The sequence below is a fragment of the Streptomyces acidiscabies genome (assembly GCF_020010905.1).
Taxonomy (GTDB): domain Bacteria; phylum Actinomycetota; class Actinomycetes; order Streptomycetales; family Streptomycetaceae; genus Streptomyces; species Streptomyces acidiscabies.
On sequence record NZ_JAGJBY010000002.1, the window covers coordinates 758,374 to 776,863 of the forward strand.

The 18,490-nt window shown below is 68.7% G+C and carries 23 protein-coding genes; 11 read left to right on the plus strand and 12 right to left on the minus strand.

Annotated features, from left to right (window positions below):
- The first annotated feature begins 23 nt into the window (after positions 1 to 23).
- Positions 24 to 296, plus strand: coding sequence for a hypothetical protein (locus J8M50_RS30490; protein ID WP_010352693.1), 273 nt, complete (start codon positions 24 to 26; stop codon positions 294 to 296).
- The gene (locus J8M50_RS30495; RefSeq protein WP_010352695.1) at positions 293 to 700 is read left to right on the plus strand and encodes a PIN domain-containing protein; all 408 of its coding nucleotides are present in this window, start codon (positions 293 to 295) and stop codon (positions 698 to 700) included. Before J8M50_RS30490 ends, J8M50_RS30495 begins: the two co-directional genes overlap by 4 nt.
- Before the next feature lie 58 nt (positions 701 to 758).
- Here J8M50_RS30495 and J8M50_RS30500 read toward each other — a convergent pair whose 3' ends face one another.
- Genes J8M50_RS30500 through J8M50_RS30525 form a run of 6 tightly spaced genes read right to left on the minus strand, consistent with a single transcriptional unit; the run spans position 759 to position 6,627 of the window.
- Complete coding sequence (locus J8M50_RS30500; protein ID WP_010352696.1) at positions 759 to 1,481, minus strand: Mut7-C RNAse domain-containing protein; 723 nt, start codon at positions 1,479 to 1,481, stop codon at positions 759 to 761.
- 31 nt (positions 1,482 to 1,512) lie between these two features.
- A complete protein-coding gene (locus J8M50_RS30505) occupies positions 1,513 to 2,145 on the minus strand; it encodes a TetR/AcrR family transcriptional regulator (protein WP_010352697.1) in 633 nt (210 codons plus the stop codon).
- A gap of 5 nt (positions 2,146 to 2,150) precedes the next feature.
- Complete coding sequence (locus J8M50_RS30510) at positions 2,151 to 3,689, minus strand: MFS transporter (protein WP_010352698.1); 1,539 nt, start codon at positions 3,687 to 3,689, stop codon at positions 2,151 to 2,153.
- 16 nt (positions 3,690 to 3,705) lie between these two features.
- Positions 3,706 to 4,851, minus strand: a complete 1,146-nt coding sequence (locus tag J8M50_RS30515) for a low temperature requirement protein A (protein WP_010352699.1) — start codon at positions 4,849 to 4,851, stop codon at positions 3,706 to 3,708.
- 44 nt (positions 4,852 to 4,895) lie between these two features.
- Positions 4,896 to 5,828 carry an alpha/beta hydrolase gene (locus tag J8M50_RS30520; RefSeq protein WP_010352700.1) on the minus strand — a complete coding sequence of 311 codons (933 nt, stop codon included), beginning with the start codon at positions 5,826 to 5,828 and terminating at the stop codon, positions 4,896 to 4,898.
- 28 nt (positions 5,829 to 5,856) lie between these two features.
- On the minus strand, positions 5,857 to 6,627 hold the full coding sequence (locus tag J8M50_RS30525) for an SDR family oxidoreductase (protein WP_029183714.1): 771 nt from the start codon (positions 6,625 to 6,627) through the stop codon (positions 5,857 to 5,859).
- 217 nt (positions 6,628 to 6,844) lie between these two features.
- Between J8M50_RS30525 and J8M50_RS30530 the strand changes: the two genes are divergently transcribed.
- On the plus strand, positions 6,845 to 7,699 hold the full coding sequence (locus tag J8M50_RS30530) for a helix-turn-helix domain-containing protein (RefSeq protein WP_010352702.1): 855 nt from the start codon (positions 6,845 to 6,847) through the stop codon (positions 7,697 to 7,699).
- A complete protein-coding gene (locus J8M50_RS30535; RefSeq protein ID WP_010352703.1) occupies positions 7,696 to 8,556 on the plus strand; it encodes a helix-turn-helix domain-containing protein in 861 nt (286 codons plus the stop codon). The genes J8M50_RS30530 and J8M50_RS30535 overlap by 4 nt, the downstream gene beginning before the upstream one ends.
- Here J8M50_RS30535 and J8M50_RS30540 read toward each other — a convergent pair.
- Together J8M50_RS30540 and J8M50_RS30545 are read right to left on the minus strand one after the other, a co-directional pair.
- Complete coding sequence (locus J8M50_RS30540) at positions 8,537 to 8,752, minus strand: DUF397 domain-containing protein (RefSeq protein ID WP_010352704.1); 216 nt, start codon at positions 8,750 to 8,752, stop codon at positions 8,537 to 8,539. The two genes, J8M50_RS30535 and J8M50_RS30540, sit on opposite strands and share 20 nt — an antisense overlap.
- On the minus strand, positions 8,745 to 9,536 hold the full coding sequence (locus J8M50_RS30545) for a helix-turn-helix domain-containing protein (RefSeq protein WP_223786353.1): 792 nt from the start codon (positions 9,534 to 9,536) through the stop codon (positions 8,745 to 8,747). Before J8M50_RS30545 ends, J8M50_RS30540 begins: the two co-directional genes overlap by 8 nt.
- Before the next feature lie 114 nt (positions 9,537 to 9,650).
- Here J8M50_RS30545 and J8M50_RS30550 point away from each other — a divergent pair, with 114 nt between their 5' ends.
- The 3 genes from J8M50_RS30550 to J8M50_RS30560 are packed head-to-tail and all read left to right on the plus strand — an operon-like array spanning position 9,651 to position 10,238.
- A complete protein-coding gene (locus J8M50_RS30550; RefSeq protein WP_010352706.1) occupies positions 9,651 to 9,851 on the plus strand; it encodes a hypothetical protein in 201 nt (66 codons plus the stop codon).
- Positions 9,848 to 10,060: a hypothetical protein gene (locus J8M50_RS30555; protein ID WP_010352707.1), complete on the plus strand. Its 213-nt coding sequence runs from the start codon at positions 9,848 to 9,850 to the stop codon at positions 10,058 to 10,060. The genes J8M50_RS30550 and J8M50_RS30555 overlap by 4 nt, the downstream gene beginning before the upstream one ends.
- Entirely contained in the window at positions 10,047 to 10,238 is a 192-nt protein-coding gene (locus J8M50_RS30560; RefSeq protein WP_010352708.1) for a hypothetical protein, read from the plus strand. Before J8M50_RS30555 ends, J8M50_RS30560 begins: the two co-directional genes overlap by 14 nt.
- A gap of 258 nt (positions 10,239 to 10,496) precedes the next feature.
- On the opposite strand, the gene J8M50_RS30565 is transcribed toward J8M50_RS30560, so the two are convergent.
- Positions 10,497 to 12,311: a phosphoenolpyruvate carboxykinase (GTP) gene (locus J8M50_RS30565; protein ID WP_010352709.1), complete on the minus strand. Its 1,815-nt coding sequence runs from the start codon at positions 12,309 to 12,311 to the stop codon at positions 10,497 to 10,499.
- A 348-nt stretch (positions 12,312 to 12,659) separates the two neighbouring features.
- Between J8M50_RS30565 and trhA the strand changes: the two genes are divergently transcribed.
- The 3 genes from trhA to J8M50_RS30580 all read left to right on the plus strand — a co-directional run bounded on the left by trhA (position 12,660) and on the right by J8M50_RS30580 (position 14,343).
- Entirely contained in the window at positions 12,660 to 13,352 is a 693-nt protein-coding gene (gene trhA, locus J8M50_RS30570; RefSeq protein ID WP_010352710.1) for a PAQR family membrane homeostasis protein TrhA, read from the plus strand.
- Positions 13,353 to 13,546: 194 nt separating this feature from the next.
- The gene (locus J8M50_RS30575; RefSeq protein ID WP_010352711.1) at positions 13,547 to 13,996 is read left to right on the plus strand and encodes a hypothetical protein; all 450 of its coding nucleotides are present in this window, start codon (positions 13,547 to 13,549) and stop codon (positions 13,994 to 13,996) included.
- Complete coding sequence (locus tag J8M50_RS30580; protein WP_010352712.1) at positions 13,993 to 14,343, plus strand: hypothetical protein; 351 nt, start codon at positions 13,993 to 13,995, stop codon at positions 14,341 to 14,343. Before J8M50_RS30575 ends, J8M50_RS30580 begins: the two co-directional genes overlap by 4 nt.
- Positions 14,344 to 14,608: 265 nt before the next feature.
- On the opposite strand, the gene J8M50_RS30585 is transcribed toward J8M50_RS30580, so the two are convergent.
- The 3 genes from J8M50_RS30585 to J8M50_RS30595 all read right to left on the minus strand — a co-directional run bounded on the left by J8M50_RS30585 (position 14,609) and on the right by J8M50_RS30595 (position 17,398).
- On the minus strand, positions 14,609 to 15,493 hold the full coding sequence (locus tag J8M50_RS30585) for a hypothetical protein (protein WP_141655570.1): 885 nt from the start codon (positions 15,491 to 15,493) through the stop codon (positions 14,609 to 14,611).
- 197 nt (positions 15,494 to 15,690) lie between these two features.
- Positions 15,691 to 16,089 carry an SCO4983 family protein gene (locus J8M50_RS30590; RefSeq protein ID WP_010352714.1) on the minus strand — a complete coding sequence of 133 codons (399 nt, stop codon included), beginning with the start codon at positions 16,087 to 16,089 and terminating at the stop codon, positions 15,691 to 15,693.
- A gap of 97 nt (positions 16,090 to 16,186) precedes the next feature.
- A complete protein-coding gene (locus tag J8M50_RS30595) occupies positions 16,187 to 17,398 on the minus strand; it encodes a pyridoxal phosphate-dependent aminotransferase (RefSeq protein ID WP_010352715.1) in 1,212 nt (403 codons plus the stop codon).
- A 167-nt stretch (positions 17,399 to 17,565) separates the two neighbouring features.
- Here J8M50_RS30595 and J8M50_RS30600 point away from each other — a divergent pair, with 167 nt between their 5' ends.
- Positions 17,566 to 18,456 carry a S1 family peptidase gene (locus J8M50_RS30600; RefSeq protein ID WP_010352716.1) on the plus strand — a complete coding sequence of 297 codons (891 nt, stop codon included), beginning with the start codon at positions 17,566 to 17,568 and terminating at the stop codon, positions 18,454 to 18,456.
- Positions 18,457 to 18,490: the final 34 nt, after the last annotated feature.

Genomic DNA, 18,490 nt, shown 5'->3' on the forward strand with positions numbered 1-18,490 from the left:
AGATGGTGTCTTACACTGGGGCTATGAAGTCGACCCGAGCCGGAAACACCGAGAACATCTCCGTATCCATGCCGGCTGAACTGGTCAGCGAACTCCGCTCTCGGACAGGCCGGCGCGGCCTGTCCAGCTACATCACCGAGGCCGTCAGACACCAGCTCGCCATGGATGGGCTCGCCGAGATCGTCGCGGCCCACGAGGAAGAGCACGGCGTGCTTACGGAGCAGGAGATCGAAGCGGCTCGTCGCGACCTGTTCGGCGACGAGAACGCCGAGGGTGTCCAGCGAGGCGCTGCGTGAAAGAACAGTCGGCCCGCTCGCTGGTGCTCGACTCCGAGGCGCTCTCTCTGCTCCTGCGCAACGACCGGAGGATGGCAGCTCGCATCGAGGCATCCCGGCAGGCCGGAGTGCCCGTCCTCGTGTCTGTGCTGACCATCGTTGAAGCTGCGCAGGGGAAGACCGACCTGGCGCGCTTGAAGTGGGTGCTCTCCCGGCTGCGCGTGGAACCGGTCAGCCAGGAGGATTCCCTGACCGCAGTGACGCTCCTTCGGGACGCAGGTGGGCTGCACGGGCACAAGTACGCGATCGACGCTCTCGTCGCCGCGCTCGCACTCCGTGCCTCGGCCCCCGTGATCGTCCTGACCTCCGACCGCGACGACTGGTCGAAGCTCTGCGGGAGCCGCGTGATCATCAGAGAGGCGTGAGCACCGGCACGCCCCGTTCCCGGGGTTCCGTGAACGACTCCGGCGACCAGAGCCACGCTCAGCCCGGCTCCCCCCGGAAACTCACCGCCTCCGCCACGATCGCCTCCAACTGCTCATGGTGCGCCCCCTTCCAGTACGCCTTCCCGCACTCCCCACACTGCGCGAACACGTCGTACGAAGCCTGCGTCCCCTCCCGCAGCCGGTCCGCGACCTCCTCCTTCGTCGCCGGCCGGAGCAGCCCGTTGCAGGAGGTGCACCGGGTCCAGGGGGACAGCGTGGGAGCGAACCGCGTGAGCGTCTCGCGGAGCTGCGTGCCGGGCGACGTGTCATAGACGTACGCCCCCGCCCACAGCTCGCGCCGCCGCAGCAGCCCCCGGTCCCGGCTCAGCAGCACGCGTTTCTCGGCCGCCGAGCGGGACGCCAGCGCGGGATCGCCGATGTCCGTCGACTCGTACGCCGTGTCCACGCCCAGCAGCCGCAGCCGCCGCGCGAGGGTGCCGAGGTGGACGTCGAGGAGGAAACGCAGGGGCGCGCCCGGGACCCGCTGGGGCAGGACATGCGCCCGCACCTCCACCGACTCGCCGGGGGAGGGGACGTACGAGGCGGGCACCTCACGGCCGTCCACCAGCAGCGCCCCCACCTCCGTGAGGGGCACTCCGGCGGACTCCACGACGTGGCCCAGCGTCGAGACGCCGTCGATCCTCAGGGTCGTGGTGGCGCGGCGGACGAAGAGGGAGAGGGCGGGGGCGACTCGGAAGTGGATCTGCGGTGCGGTCGTCACCCGGCCAGCATGGATGCGCTCGCCGGTCCGCTCAAGGGGTTTGCTGCCGCATCCCCGGCGGACCCTTCTCCAGTACGTCCATCGCGCGGTCGAGCAGGTCCATCATGTCGTCCTGGAAGTCGTTCTCCGCCCAGTACAGCGTGATCTCCGACAGCCCCGCCATCAGCGACATCGTGTACACCCGGGCCTCCAGGCTGTCCTTGTCCTGACCCGTCCGGGAGGCCACCGCGTCCGCGAGCAGCTTCCCCGTCACCGACATGCTCTCCAGCATCCGGGAGCGTACGGCGGGGACATGGGCGAGGAGGTGGGAGCGCAGGCGGGTGTTCTCGGCCTCCCCCTCCGCGAGCCCCGCTCCGACCGCCAGCCGCATGATGTGCCGCAGCGACGTCATCCACGGCTCGTCCAGCGGACGCTTCGCGAGTTCTGCCAGCAGCAGCGGGTCGAACTCGTCCGTGAGGACGATGTCCTCCTTGGTCGGGAAGTACCGGAAGACCGTGGACGGCGACACCTCGGCGCGTTCGGCGATCTGCTCGATCGTGGTCGCGTCGTACCCCTGTTCCTTCACGAGGGCGTACGTCGCGGTGCGGATCGCCGTCCGGGTCTTGATCTTCTTCCGTTCGCGCAGACCGAGGGGGGAACCGGCGTCTAGGGAGAGGTGTGCCATGTACCTCATTGTCGTGCATCGGCCTGGTCAGGAACCACGTCCGTCGTTGCGGGCGGCTCGGCCTTGGCCCCCGGCAGGAACGCCGCCGCCAGCAGCGCCGCGCCCAGCGCGCAGACGCCGCACACCAGCAGCGCGAGGTTCATGCCATGGACGTACGCACTGTTCGCGGAAGCACCGAGACCGGGAACCCCGGCCTTCTCCGCCACCAGATGCGCCGCTACGACGGACTCCCCGGCCGTGTGCGCGAGGCCGGACGGCAGTCCCGTCACGTCGAGCCGGTCGCGGAAGTCGCTCGCGAGGAGGCTGCCGAGCAGCGCGATGCCGATCGCCGCGCCGACCTGGCGCAGCGTCATCAGCAGCCCCGACCCGCTGCCCGCGCGCTCACGCGGCAGGGCGCCGAGCGCGCCGGTCATGGCGGGGACGACGGAGAAGCCGAAGCCGAGGCCGGTGATGGAGAGCCACAGCGCGGTGAACCCGTACCCGGAGTCCACCGTCGTACGGCTCCCGAGGAGCGCGGAGAACGCCAGCACCGCGAGTCCGGCGCTGACCACCGCCCGCGAGCCGAACCGCTCCACGACGGGTTGCGCGGCGCGCGCGGCGATGAGCAGGCCGCCCATCATCGGCAGCAGCCGTACGCCCGTACCGAGCGCGTCGTTGCCGAGGACGGTCTGGAGGTACAGGGGGAGGACGAACAGCAGGCCGGACAGCACGAACATCACCAGCGTCGCGGCGAGCGTGTTGAAGAGGAAGCCGCGCTGGGAGAGCAGGGACATGTCCAACATCGGCCGGGACATGCCCCGTTCGCGCAGGACCAGGCCCGTGAGGAGTACGGCCGACAGCGCGAACATCGCGACGATCAGCGGGTCGCCCCAGCCGCGCGTCGGGGCCTCGATGATCGCGAAGATCAGGGCGCCGAGGCCGGACGCGGTGAGGGCGGCGGACACGGTGTCGACCTTGGGGGAGGAGGGGTCGTTCGTCTCCGGGAGCAGGAAGACGCAGGCGGCGATGCCGATCGCGGCCATCGGTACGTTGACGAGGAAGACCGAGCCCCACCAGAAGTGGTTCAGCAGCCAGCCGCCGATGATCGGGCCGAGCGGGAGGCCCAGCGAACTGGCCGCCGAGATGATGCCGACGGCTTTCGTCCGCTCGTCCGCGCCGAAGAGGGACGGCAGGACGGACAGCGCGAGCGGGGTGACCAGGGCGCCGCCGATGCCCATGAACGCGCGGGCGGCGATGACCCAGTTGACGTCGCCCGCGAGCGCGCCGACCACGGAACCGGCGAGGAAGAGCGCGAGCCCGACGATCAGCATCCGCCGTCGCCCGAACCGGTCGCCGAGGAGCCCTGCGGGGAGCATCAGCGCGGCGAAGACGACGACGTACGCGTCGGCCATCCACTGCTGCTGTCCGGTCGACGCGCCGAGGTCTCCGGCCATCGTGGGCAGGGCGACGTTGAGGATCGTGAGGTCGAAGCCGAGGGTGAGCATGCTGGCGACGAGCGCGCCGAGGGCCCACCAGCGGCGGGGGTCTGGAGTGACAGTGTCCATGAAATGAGAGTAGCTCTCAAAAGGTGGTTGCTGTCAATCGGGCTTGACTGTCTCTTTGCTTGGAGGTCAGCAGCCGGTGTGCTCGGGTGAGGACGGTGGCGGTGACGACGAGGATGAGGTCGAGGACGGCCAGGGAGGCCAGGGGAGGGAGCCAGATGGCGACCACGCCCGCTGCGGCGAGGACGGCGGCGGCGAGGAGGCGTTCCTTCCAGGCGCCGCCGGCGGTGGTGCCGAAGAACCAGGCGGTGGTGGCGAGGTAGAGGGCGGGACCGCCGAAGAGGAGGAGGGCGAGGCCGGCGGAGCCGTGGCCGGTGGGGTGGGCGATGGCGAGTTCGCTGCCGACGGCGAGGGCGACCAGAGCGGCCAGGACCAGATAGGCGCTGTTGACTCCGAGCCGGACCGACCGGACGGGATCGGGGCTGTTGGCGACGGAGCCGGTGACGACGTCCTCGCCGCCCCCGAAGTAGGCGGCCCACAGGCACACCAGAGCGATGAAGACCGCGGCGGTCGCGAGCACGTTGGGGACGTCGACGGGGGCTTCGGACAGGGTGCGGCCGGCGGTGAGGACGGTTTCGCCGAGCAGGATGATGAAGAACAGGCGGAGGCGTTCGAGCATGTGGTCGGCGTCGAAGGCGAGTTCACGGCCGCTGAGGGTCCGGCCGGGCAGCGGGTGGGCCAGCCAGGTGCCGGTGAGGTCGATCAGGGCCGCGACCGCCCACCACCACAGCCGGGGTCCGGAGCCGGCCGCGGCGCCGATGATCCACAGCGGGGCGGACACCGCCATCCAGACCAGGGTGCGGCGGAAGTGCTCGCGCAGAGCGTCGGTGCGGCCGGCCAGAGCGGTCACGGCGCCCGCGAAGAACAGGATCGCGAGGAGCGGGATCACGAACGCCCAGGCCCGGTCGTCGAAGGCGCCGGGGATCGTGGCGTTCATGAACAGCCCGAGGCCCATGACGATGACGATCATCCACCGGGTGACGTCGCGGTGGACGTCGAGGAGGGTGGCCTCGTAGCTGGTGTAGGCCCACGTGCCGAACACCGCCACCAGCAGGACGCCCGTCTCGGCGGCGCCGCGCCAGGTGAGGTGCTCCAGGAGGTGGTGGGAGAGCTGGGAGACCGCGAAGACGAAGACGAGGTCGTAGAACAGCTCCGACGGAGACACTTCCCGCCGCGGTCTCGACGACTCTGGGACGCTGCTCATGGCTGTCAGCCCTGGTCGGCCGGCTCGGCCGCCAGGTGCTCGGCGTAGAACGGGACGGCCTCGGCGATGGCCTGGTCGACGTACTTGGGGACGTCGTAGAAGTCCATGTGCGTGCCGCCCTCGACGATGCGGAGCTTCTTGGCGGTGCGGGCGCGGCCGTGGAGTTCGGTGGACATCCACAGCGATCCGGCCTCGCTGCCGGCGACGACGAGGAGGGGCTGGGTGAGGAGGTCCTCGACCAGGTGGAAGGCGTCGAAGGTGAAGATCCGCGAGACGCTCTTGGTGAAGAGGAACTTGTTCTTGGCGTTGGGGTGCTGGGCGCGCGGGGTGAGGTAGTACTCGCCGGCCTCCACCAGGTCGCGCGGGGTGTTCTCGTCGGGCTCGGCCGGGACGTAGGGCAGGTAGGTGGGCTCGGCGCCCTGGGAGGCTTCGGCGGTGCGCTGCCGGGCGACGGCCTGGAGGGTGGGGACGGCGGCGGCGTCGGAGTCGGTGCCGTACCAGCCACGGCGGAAGTTGGTGCCGATGTTGACGGCGCTGACGGTGGTCAGGGCCTTGATGCGGTAGTCGGTCATGGCGGCGTTGACGCTGTAGCCGGCGCCGGCGCAGATACCGAGGGTGCCGATCCGCTCGGGGTCGACGAAGTCGAGGGTCTGCATGTGGTCGACGGCGGCGCGGACGTCGTCGACACGGGCGTAGGGGTCCTCCAGGTGGTGCGGCTCGCCGCCGCTGTCGCCCTGGAAGGAGGCGTCGAAGGCGAGGGCGACGAAGCCCTGCTCGGCGAGCTTGCTCGCGTACAGGCCGGCGGCCTGCTCCTTGACGCCGCCGCCGGGGTGGACGACGACGATCGCGGCGTGGCGGGTGGTGCGGTCGAGGCCCTCGGGCAGGTAGAGGCTGCCCGCCATGGTGATCTGGCCGTTGGGGAAGGTGATGGCTTCCATCGTGGTGCTCCTGTGTGGTGCGGTGGTCTCAAGAAGTGCGCAGGTGCGCGAGGTCGTCGCGGACGCGGGCCGGTTCGTCGGCCAGCGGCATGCCGGGGCTGTCCTCGACCGCGTCGAGGGCTCCGGGCTCGTCCGGAGCGGCTTCGGTGAACAGGGCGGTGAAGTCCGTGGTGGCGGGGCCGGGGCCGGAGAAGACCTCGAAAGTCCGGCCGAGCGCGGTGTCGTCGAGGAGCGCTTCGACCAGGAGCGCGCCCAGGACGTCGCGGCCGATGCCGGCCTCGCCGGTGTCTCCCTGCTCGATCCGCAGGTGCGCCCCGCCCTCGCCGGCGTCCAGCCAGCCCGGACGGACGACGGTGTACGGGGCACCGCTGAGGCGGACGAGGCGTTCGGAGCGGCGCTTCCAGTCCAGGGCATGGCCGCTGTCGTTGAAGTGGTGGTCCCGGCGGGTGACGAAGATCGTCGTCTGCAGGACGATCCGCGGGCGGCGGTCGCCGAGCGCGGTCAGTACGTTCGCGACGCCGCCGTAGTCGGTGCGCTCGAAGGACTCGGGGCGGGAGTCGTCGTCCGAGCCGTGGACGAAGATCACCGCGCCGATGTCGGCGACCGCCTTGACGAGGGTGTCCGGGGCGGTGAGGTCGCCGGTCACGATCTCGGTGCCGGCCGGCAGGACTTTTCGGGCACGGGACTCGTCGCGGGCAAGCGCCACCGGGGTCAGACCCCGGGCGGTCGCCGCAGTGACGACGTGACGTCCGGTGCGGCCGGTGGCCCCTACGACGAGGACGCGTTCGATGGCGGGCATCGGCATCCAGCTCCTTCATTACGGAGAAATTTGTGACGTGGAAATCCTGGAACCGGAAATTCGTATCGGTCCGCAAGTGATTCCCGCTCGGTCACATGAAATACGTTCGCACGTGCCGCGTTCCGTCACCAGAGGACACTTTCATCCTCGGAGCGGTCTATCCAGGGATAAAAATATCCCTGACACCGAAGTCGCGTTCGGGTACACACTGGCGACCATGACCACCAGTGCGCGCCGTGACGAACTCGGAGCCTTTCTCAAAGCCCGCCGGGCCGAGCTGAGCCCCGGCGCGGTCGGGTTGCCCGAGACCGGTGGCCGCCGCCGTGTCCACGGGCTGCGCCGCGAGGAGGTCGCCGTGCTCGCCGCCATCAGCACCGACTACTACACCCGCCTGGAGCAGGGCCGTATGCAGGCGTCCGCGCCCGTACTCGACACCCTCGGCCGCGTCCTGAACCTGGACGACGACCAGCGCGCCTACCTGCTCGAACTCGCCGGCCGCCCCGCGGCCTGCCCGCCGCGCCGCACCGCACAGAAAGTGCAGCCCCGCCTGAGAAGGCTCCTCGCCGACCTGGGCACCACCCCGGGAATCGTCTTGGGCCGCCGCATGGACATTCTCGCCTGGAATCCCCTCGCGGCTGCTCTCATCACCGATTTCTCCAAGGTTCCACAAAAGCATCGGAACTATATACGCCTGCTTTTCACCGAACCCGCCATGCGAGAGCTGTACGCCGACTGGGAGAACGTCGCCCATGCCTGCGTGGCCCAGCTGCGCAGGGAAGCGGCGCGCGACTCCGGCAGCCCGCGTCTCGCCGGGCTCGTCGGCGAGCTGTCGGTCCGGGACGCCGACTTCCGCAGCTGGTGGGCCGCCCACCACGTCGCGGCGCGCGGCGTCGGCACCAAGGTCCTGCGGCACCCGGTCGTCGGCGAGCTCACCCTCGACTGGGACACCCTCGCCCCTACCGTCGACGCCGACCAGCACCTCGTCGTCTGGACCGCCGAACCCGGCTCCCCCTCCCACGACGCGCTGCGCATCCTCGCCTCCTGGGCGGACGGGGTCACACTGGAACCATGAACAGCGGCCACGGTGACCCGAAAGAACTGGGCGTCTTCCTCCAGGCCCGCCGGGCCGACCTGGACCCCCTCCAGGTCGGTCTGCCCGACACCGGAACCCGGCGGAGGGTGAAGGGCCTGCGCCGCGAGGAAGTCGCCCAGCTCGCCGCGATCAGCACCGACTACTACACCCGCGTCGAGCAGGCCCGCATGCAGGCGTCCGTTCCCGTCCTGGAAGCCATCGCCCGCGCGCTGCGCCTCACCGGTGACCAGCGCGCCTATCTCTTCGAGCTCGCCGGCCGTCGAAGCGAACCGCCCGCCCGCTCCGGCCGGGAGATCACCGAGCACTGCCGCAGGCTTCTCGACCAGCTCACCGAGTCACCCGCCGTGGTCCTGTCCGACACCATGGACGTCCTGGCCTGGAACCAGCTCGCAGCCGCCCTCCTCACCGACTTCGCACAGGTCCCCGAAGCCGACCGCAACTACGTCTGGCTCCTGTTCAACGACCCCACTCTGCGCGCCCGCTACGAGGACTGGCCCGCAGGCGCCCATGCCTGCGTGGCCTATCTGCGCATGCACACCGCGCACCACCCCGACGCCCCTCGCCTCCAGCACCTCCTGGAACGCATGGCCCCGCATGCCGACTTCCAGCGCTGGTGGCAGAACCGCGAAGTCGCCGTCCAGGGCACCGGCAACAAGATCTTCCATCACCCTGTCGCCGGTACCGTCACCCTCGACTGGGACACGCTGACCAGCTCCACCGCACCTGACCAGCACATCGTCATCTGGACCGCCCCGCCGGACAGCCCCTCGGAAAAGGGGCTCCGGCTCCTGGCAGCGGCACAGACGGAAGCCGTCGTCAGAGTTGTCCGTGCTTGACGGCTTCCAGGAACGAGGTCCAGGGGTCCGCCGGGACGATCACGGCTGGGCCACTGAGGTTCTTGCTGTCCCGGACTGGCACGCCAGGCGCGTAGCCGTCCAAGACCTCAACGCACTCGCCTCCGGCCGCCCCACTGTACGAGGACTTGCGCCATCCACTCAGAGTGGATGCGTCCGATATGCGCTGCTCAGCCATGTTGCCTGTATTCCTTCTCTGTCGCCCTCAGCAGGGCTAGGGATTGCTGGAGCGGTTGGGCTTCGCTCAAGGCAAGAGCGTAGGCTCCTTGAATCTCCTCAACCATGGCGGGGGAGTCATGCACCGTCCCTGTACGCAGGCCCTCGGTATACGCAACGGGTGGCTGATCCGCGAACCACATCAGCATTGCCAGGCCCGCCAGCAACGAGTGCGGTGTACCGAACGGCAGCACGTTGACCCTGATCCGCCCAGACTCGGCAAGCGCCACGATGTGTGCCAGCTGGTCTGCCATGACCCTGGGGCCTCCGACGGGACGCCTGATGACCGCCTCATCCAACAACGCCCATAGTTCCGGGGTCAGCGGGTCCTCCAGCAGCTTGGCCCGCTCAAGCCGTGTCACAACGGCCTTGTGACGCTCATCCTCACTCCGGCGGGGGTATCCGGAGTCAATGACAGACCTTGCGTACTCTTCGGTTTGCAGAAGACCGGGGACGTACGACAGCCCGAAGACACGGATGTTCGTTGCCTGTTGCTCCAACTGCCGCGCACGCTCGAACCAGTCGGGGACGTCACCTTTCTGCCCCGGCCGGAAAGTAGCCAGCACATTCCCCGTACCCAGCGCCTGGTCAAGCCTCTTGGCGTCCTCTTCGCTGGGATAGCGAGTCCCGTTCTCGATCGCCGCGATGTGCGAACGGGACATGATCGCGGCATCCGCCAACTGCTGCTGCGTCCACCCCTTGGCGGTCCGCGCTTCCTTCAACCACTCGCCGTAAGTCGTGGCCATGGCCTAACTCCCGTTTGTCCCGGTGCCGTTGTAACGAGGATGCCAGTAGCGGGACCTACGGAATGGGTCGTTCCCTGAAGAGGAGAAACCTCGACCCTCAGGAGACCAACGGCGATGAACAACAGTACGCCGTACCCCCAGGAATTCATCAAGCCCGAAATCATCGACGCCTGCGACGAATGCAAGGTGTTCGTCGACAAGTGGTTCAGGCACATGATCCGCAAGAACAAGGACTACGACCCCTCCGCCGCCAGCGACGCCGCCGTCCTCTGGAAGATGCACGTCACCAACACCCACCCCGGGAAGTCGAAGTGAGGCACCCGAACGCCCGCGTGACCGCGCTGGGCGAACCCCGCCTCGTCCAACTCCTCGACGGCACCGAAGACTCCGACTGGCGAACCGAGTACGGCGGCACCCTCAACCCCGCGACCGGCAAGGTCGAACTCCCCACCCCGGCCTACACCCCCTGCCCCTACAAGAACTGCCCCGAGTGCGCCCGGGAGGCAACCCGTGGTCACCGCTGAACACATCGGCAAGACCGTCACCGACGGCCAACGCACCGGAATCCTCATGGACTTGATCACCTGGGAGAACCCCGACCTACCTCCCGCCCACCGCCGCTCGCAGCTCATGGCGTACGTCCGCCCCGAAGGCGGCGGCACCGAATGGGACGCGCCCCCGTCCACGCTGGACCCCGCATGAGGACCGTGTGCACCATCGTGGTCGTCCTCGCAGCGCTCATGTGGGTCGTGACCGTCGCATGGATCGTGACGACCTGAACCACCCCCCCCGGACATGACGAAGGCCCACCACCCGCATCCGTCGGGGCGGACGGAAGGAGCGGTGGGCCCGACCCCGTACGCCGTTGTACAGGGCCTCGCCGGTAAGTACCGCGGCCGGTTCGTGACGAACGCGTCTGGTCAGGGACTGATCGGTGAACCGGCCGCGGAGATCATGGAGTTACCCGAGGCGGTTCACCAACGCCTCGTACTCGTCCCAGAGTTCCTTCGGCGTATGGTCGCCGAACGTCTTCAGGTGCGCCGGGACCAAGGACGCCTCCTCGCGCCAGATCTCCTTGTCGACCGTGAGAAGGAACTCCAGGTCGGAGTCGGCGAGTTCGAGCCCCTTCGTGTCGAGGGACGCCTTCGTCGGGAGGACGCCGATCGGGGTCTTCACCCCGTCCGCCGTGCCGTCCAGGCGTTCCACGATCCACTTCAGGACACGCGAGTTCTCACCGAAGCCGGGCCACACGAACCGCCCCGCGTCGTCCTTGCGGAACCAGTTGACGTAGTAGATCTTGGGGAGCTTGTCCGCGTCCTTGTCCTTGGCGACGTCGATCCAATGGGCCATGTAGTCACCCATGTTGTAGCCGCAGAACGGCAGCATCGCGAAGGGATCGCGGCGCAGCTCACCGACCTTGCCCTCGGCGGCGGCGGTCTTCTCGGAGGCGACGTTCGCGCCGAGGAAGACACCGTGGTTCCAGTCGAAGGACTCGGTCACCAGCGGTACGGCGGACGCGCGCCGCCCGCCGAAGAGGATCGCGGAGATCGGGACGCCGCGCGGGTCCTCCCACTCGGGCGCGATGATCGGGCACTGTGAGGCGGGGACGGTGAACCGGGCGTTGGGGTGGGCGGCCGGTGCGTCGGAGGCCGGCGTCCAGTCGTTGCCCTTCCAGTCGGTGAGGTGACCCGGCGTCTCCTCGGTCATCCCCTCCCACCAGATGTCACCGTCGTCCGTCAGCGCCACGTTCGTGAAGACGGAGTTGCCCCACAGCGTCTTCATCGCGTTCGCGTTGGTGTGCTCGCCCGTGCCGGGCGCGACGCCGAAGAACCCGGCCTCGGGGTTGATCGCGTACAGCCGCCCGTCCTCCCCGAACCGCATCCACGCGATGTCGTCGCCGATGGTCTCGACGGTCCACCCGGAGACGGTGGGCTCCAGCATCGCCAGGTTCGTCTTCCCGCAGGCGGACGGGAACGCGGCGGCGACGTACTTGGCCTCGCCCTGCGGCGGGGTCAGTTTCAGGATGAGCATGTGCTCGGCGAGCCAGCCCTCGTCGCGGGCCATGACGGAGGCGATGCGCAGGGCGTAGCACTTCTTGCCGAGCAGCGCGTTGCCGCCGTATCCGGAGCCGTACGACCAGATCTCGCGGGTCTCGGGGAAGTGGGAGATGTACTTGGTGGAGTTGCAGGGCCAGGGGACGTCGGCCTGGCCGGGGGCGAGGGGCGCGCCGAGCGTGTGCACAGCACGCACGAACTTCCCGTCGGTCCCCAGCTCGTTCAGAACGGCCTGCCCCATCCGCGTCATCGTCCGCATCGATACGGCGACGTACGCGGAGTCCGTGATCTCGACGCCGATCGCGGAGAGCTTGGAGCCCAGCGGGCCCATGCAGAAGGGGACGACGTACATGGTCCGGCCGCGCATGGAGCCGCGGAAGACCCCCTGCGTACCCGTGAAGATCTCCCGCATCTCGGCGGGGGCCTTCCAGTGGTTGGTGGGACCGGCGTCCTCCTCCTTCTCGGAGCAGATGAACGTCCGGTCCTCGACCCGCGCGACATCGGTCGGGTCGGAGGCGGCGTAGTAGGAGTTCGGCCGCTTGATCGGGTCGAGCCGCTTGAACGTGCCCTTGTCGACCAACTCCGCACAAAGTCGGTCGTACTCGGCTTCGGATCCGTCACACCAGACGACGCTGTCCGGCTGGGTCAGTTCGGCGATCTCGGTCACCCAGGAGGCGAGCTCCTGGTGAGGGGTGGGGGGAGCCGCGATGTCGCGCGCCACGATTGCTCCTACTGGGACGAGGGTTTTTGTTTGTTGCCCCGTGGGGGCCACGACCCGGACGCTTCACTGAAGGGCGCTCATCCGGTGCCGTCCGCACTCATTTGATCATCCGCCGGGTCAGCGCATCTGTCCAGAGGGCGTCACATATGAGCGGAGTGAGGCTCGCCACGTGTTCGCGCGACCACGGAGGGGAACAGGGGGCTACGAGGATGGGGCGAACGGCGGAATTCTGCGGGTCGGCGGACGCCCTTCCGTGGGGCGCAACGCCCGTGAGAGGATGGCCACTCCGCGCCGGTCATGTTGTCGTACTGACACGTAACTTACGGTTCCGTAGGTACGATTTCGCGTATGACTGCGCCCTCCCTGCCACACCAGCTCAAGCAGCAGGCCCAGCAACTCGCCGAGCCGATCAAGCCGAAGCTGCGCGGCTGGCTGCATCTGGGCATGTTCCCGACCGTCCTGATCGCGGGCCTGTTCCTGACGGCCCTCGCGGACTCGCCGAAGGCCCGGATCGCCTGCGCGATCTACATCCTGACCGCGTGCCTGCTGTTCGGTGTGAGCGCGGTGTACCACCGGGGGAACTGGAGCCCCCGCATGGACGGCATCCTGCGACGGCTGGATCACGCCAACATCTTCCTGATCATCGCGGGCACGTACACGCCGCTGACGATGCTGCTGCTGCCGAGCTCGAAGGGCACGTGGCTGCTGTGGAGCATCTGGGGCGCGGCGGCGGCGGGCATCCTCTTCCGGGTCTTCTGGGTAGGCGCGCCGCGCTGGCTGTACACCCCGTGCTACATCGCGATGGGCTGGGCGGCGGTCTTCTTCCTCCCCGACTTCATGCGCGCGGGCGGCATCGCGGTCCTGGTCCTGGTCATCGTCGGGGGCCTCCTCTACAGCGCGGGCGGCGTGATCTACGGCATGAAGAAACCGAACCCCTCGCCGCGCTGGTTCGGCTTCCACGAGGTGTTCCACTCGCTGACGCTGGCGGCGTTCGTGGTGCATTACGTGGGGATCTCGCTGGTGGCGTATCAGCACGGGTAGACCCCGCACGACTCTCAGGGCCACGGCATTGATGCCGTGGCCTTTTTCATGCGCTCGCGCGATGCGCTAGGAGGTACAGCTGTTCGAGTGCGGTATCTACGCCCTTGGGGTGACCGGGGAGTGTCTGACCTGAAAACAGGTCGTTTCGGTTGTTTCTCTGCTGCGGAGAAGAGTGCCCCCTCGAAAGGTGTCCCATGGTCAAGTCCCGTGTGCTTGCCGCCCTGTGCGGCTCAGCTCTGCTCGCCGGTCTCGTCGCGACCACCCCGGCAGGCGCGGCGCCGGTGGTGAACGTGTGCGGCGGAGCGGTCGCCGACTACACCGGCGTCAGCGGCCTCGACATCGCGTTCACTGGCAGCGCCACCCACAACGGCATCGACCGACCCCTGACCATCACCCCCCAACTGCTCGGCAGCAACCTGGTCAAGGTGGAGATCGCCGGTGGCGCCGGTGACTCCCGCTTCGCCATTGGCAACCTGGAGATCCGCTCCAACGCCTCCGGCCGCGGAAAGATCCTCTTCCCCTCCTACGCCGGACACGGCTGGTCCACGGACCTCTCCTGCACCGGCACCCGGGTCACCCGCATCATCGGCAAGATCGAAGTCGCCGACCAGAGGGACCCCATCGACTTCACCGTCACCCGATGACCTGGGACGCGAAGGACATGACCATGCGAAAGCTCGCCACCACAGCCTTCCTCTCACTGCTCCTCACGGCGCCGACCGCCACCGCCACAGCCGCCACCCACGCAGAGGCGAAGAGCTACAGCGTCCCCACCACGAGAACCGCCCTTCCTTCAGGGACCGCACACCGATCCACCCACCACGCTTGGGACCCTGACGCCGACGCCAACCCCGCCACGGGCGGAAGCGACGGCTCCTGGGGCAGCGGCTACGCCGCCGGTATCGGCGCCGGTACGGGCGGCGGCGAGCTCGGTGGCGCCGGTGGCGGCGGTGGCAGTGGCAGTGGCAGCGGCAGCGGCGGCATCTACTAAGGCTCCTACAGTGGCTACGGCGGAGGCGGCGGCCAAGCGGGCGCCTACTACAGCAGCAGTGACGAAGGGACCTACGGCGGGAGCGGGCGCTACAACGGCTAGTGCCCACGCCCACGAGCGGGATGCCGGGTCAGGCAACGGCCACACCGGCCGGCGCCCGGCATGCCGTAGCCGACCTACTCCGGGACCTCGTAGCTGTGCGGCTCGGCGACCCACGCCGCAAGCTTCGCTCGCCATGAGACCGCCCCCTCTGGACCGGACCCCGTCACAGGGCCGGCGGGATGAGGCCGGAGCTGGCCATCTCGATGAGGTCTTCGAGGTCGTTGCCCGTCTGTTGTCCGGCGAACGCTTCGCGCAGTTCACGTTCGGTCCTGACCGACTCCGACGCGGACGCCGGGTTGGCGATGAGGAGGCCGTTCGGCAGGGGTTTGCCGGTCATGGATTCCCAGATGTCGGACGCGAAGCCGGCGCAGTTGTACGTGGCGAGGTTGTACGTCGCGTCCGTCCTGGCGAACGCCGCGTGGTACCCCAGCAGCACGGCCTCGATCCCGACACGCGCCGTCTTCTGCTCCTTGTCACCCCCGTGCCGGTCGGGACAGACGATCACTCCGGGGACGCTCTGGAGGGAAGGCTCCTGCGGGTAGAACCCGAACTCGGTGGAATCACCGAGCGGGGAGGTCACCTCGATCCAGACGTGCCCCACCGCGTCCTCGTTGCGGAACTCGGCGCTCGTCCAGGGCGCACCGGGGTCGATCTTCGCCTTGACGGTCCAGGGCTTACCGTGTGCTTCCGCCGAGTTCATGCCCTGCCGGATCACGGTTCGCAGCGCCCTCAGGCTTTTGTGGAACGGCAGTTCGGTGTCCTCGACGGTCGCGGTGGCCTCGGAACCCGAGTCGGATTCCGACTCCGAATCGGACTCGAACACCGACCGCGGCTCCTGAGCCGGTGACTCTTCCGGGGGCATGCGCTGGACGGCCGGCAGTGCGGTGGGAGGCTGCTGTCCGCCGCGCACCATGTTTGCCACCGCCGCGTTGCCGACCGCGCGCTGGAGGGACATCAGCGAGGCCGGACCGGTACGGGCGGGAGGCCGGACACGGCCGGGTGCTCCGGTGACCTGCGGTTCTTCGGGGGTACGCGCACGTGCTCTCACCGCATCACCCTCACCCGCGGGCGCCGTCCGGGGGAACAGCCGTCCATCCCTACCTGAAGGCAGCCGCCTTGCACGAAAGGGCGTTCGCGCCATCCCCGAAACAGCGGCAGAGCCACAAAAAGTGGCACCCGGCCCGCGCGTCGCTGCGGGTGCGCGCGGACCGGGGCCGATTCGGGGGCGGACCCCGTGGGGGGGAACTAGTGGACGGCGAGCGCCGCCGTGTGCGCGTCCATCCGCTGCGCCGCGAGGATCGCCGACGTCGTGTCCGCGCGGGACGCCGCCACCAGCAGGGCGCGGCCCGCGAGGGCATGGGCCCGGCGGTGCAGCGACACAGGCGAGTGGCTTGCCGCGTCCGCGTGCGAGCGCAGCGGCACCCGGCCGCCGCGCAGCCGCGTGACCTGGTGGGCCAGGCTGTGCGCCGCCTTCTCCAGGTCCGGCGTCGAGGACTGGGCGCGCAGTTCGTCGGTCACGGCGAGGAGTGCGGACAGGTGGCCCGCGAGCTGGATGTCCAGCTCTTCCTCACGCGTGCGGTGCGGGACGTCGGAGGCGTGCACAGGCGTGCTGTGGACCGACTTCGTACGGATCGGCTCGTACATGAGGATGGCCTCCTGTGCTCTGACAGGAAACCACCCTAGCTTGGATTCTGTCTAAAGTTGGCAGTACTACAGAATCGACGCCCCCCGTCACCGACGGTCAGTGCTGGGCGTACCCGTCGAGGAAACGCCCGATCCGGGTGACCGCGTCCTTCAGATCGGCGGCCGTCGGAAGCGTCACCACGCGGAAGTGGTCCGGCTCGGGCCAGTTGAAGCCGCTGCCCTGGACGACCATGATCTTCTCCCGGCGCAGCAGGTCGAGGACCATCCGCCGGTCGTCCTTGATCTTGTAGACCTGCGGATCGAGGCGGGGGAAGAGGTAGAGCGCCCCCTTGGGGCGGACGCAGGTGACGCCGGGAATCTGCGTGAGCAGCTCGTACGCCGTGTCCATCTGTTCCTTGAGGCGCCCCCCGGGAAGGACGAGGTCGTTGATGGACTGCCGCCCACTGAGCGCGGCGACGACTCCGTGCTGCCCCGGCATGTTCGCGCACAGCCGCATGTTCGCGAGGATCGTGAGGCCCTCGATGTAGGAGTCCGCGTGCGCGCGGGGCCCGGAGATCGCCATCCACCCGACCCGGTACCCGGCGACGCGGTACGCCTTGGACATGCCGTTGAACGTGAGCGTGAGGAGATCGGGCGCGACGGCGGCGGTCGCCGTGTGCGTGGCGTCGTCGTACAGGATCTTGTCGTAGATCTCGTCGGAGCAGACGAGAAGGTTGTGGCGGCGGGCGATGTCCGTGAGGCCCCGGAGCATCTCCTCGTCGTACACCGCGCCCGTCGGGTTGTTCGGGTTGATGATGACGAGCGCCTTGGTGCGGTCGGTGACCTTGCGCTCGATGTCGGCGAGGTCGGGCATCCAGTCGGACTGCTCGTCGCAGCGGTAGTGGACGGCGGTGCCGCCGGACAGCGAGACGGCGGCCGTCCACAGCGGGTAGTCCGGGGCGGGTACGAGGACCTCGTCGCCGTCGTCCAGCAGGCCCTGCATCGCCATGACGATCAGCTCGGAGACGCCGTTGCCGATGAAGACGTGCTCGACGTCGGTCTCGATGCCGAGGGTCTGGTTGTGCATGACGACCGCGCGCCGGGCGGCGAGCAGACCCTTCGCGTCGCCGTAGCCGTGCGCCGTGGAGACGTTGCGGAGGATGTCCTCCAGGATCTCCGGCGGGCACTCGAAGCCGAACGCGGCCGGGTTGCCGGTGTTGAGCTTGAGGATGCGGTGACCTGCCGCCTCCAGCCGCATTGCCTCTTCGAGGACCGGGCCCCGGATCTCGTAACAGACATTGGCGAGCTTTGTGGACTGGATCACCTGCATGTCACGGAGCTTACGGCCCGGTCACCGGGGTAGGGACGTGTTTTGCGCCACGTGGGGGTCAAAGAGGCCCGGCCGAAAACAAGTGCTTGTTCCCAGCGGTGCGGATGTTGATTATGTGCATGACAAACATCTAGCCAGCAGCATCCAGTCACAGAGGGGACCCCCACATGAGAAAGCCTCTCGTCGCCGCGTTCTTCGCCCTGGCCCTGGCCGGGGTGGGCGCGGCACCCGCCGTCGCCGCGCCGGACGCGTCGGCCGCGACCGTAGGGAAGATCGCGACCGCACCCGCGACCGCCGTGAAGGCCGAGGCCGCACCCGCGCTGAAGGCCGTCACCCTCGCCGGGACCGTCGCGCTCAGCAACTGTTCCGGTTCGGTGATCCGCTTCCCGAACTCGCTCGACACCGACCCGGCGCTGGTCATGTCCAACGGCCACTGCCTCACCTCCGGGTTCCTCGACCCGGGCGAGGTCGTCGTCAACCAGGCGTCCAGCCGGACCTTCGGCCTGCTCAACTCGGCGGGCACGCAGGTCGCGACGCTGCGCGCCAGCAAGATCGCGTACGCGACGATGACTGACACGGACGTGTCGATCTACCAGCTGACCAGCACGTACGCGACGATCCGCAACAACTACGGGATCGCGCCGCTCACCGTCCAGAACACGCACCCGACCGTCGGTACGGCGATCACGGTGGCCTCCGGGTACTGGAAGCGGCTCTACAGCTGCAACGTCGACGGCTTCGTGTACCGGCTGAAGGAGGGCGACTGGACCTGGAAGGACTCGCTCCGTTACACCTCCGCCTGCCAGACCATCGGCGGCACCTCCGGCTCCCCGGTCGTCGACCAGGCCACCGGCAACGTCGTCGCCGTCAACAACACGGGTAACGAGGACGGCGCGCAGTGCACCGTCAACAACCCGTGCGAGGTCACCGAGTCCGGCACGGTGACGGTCCGCAAGGGCATCAACTACGCGCAGGAGACGTACCAGATACCGGCCTGCTTCACGACCGGCAACCAGCTCAACCTGAACGCGAGCGGCTGCATCCTGCCGAAGCCGTAACTGTCGTAACTCCGGCTGAACTCGGGGGTGTTCC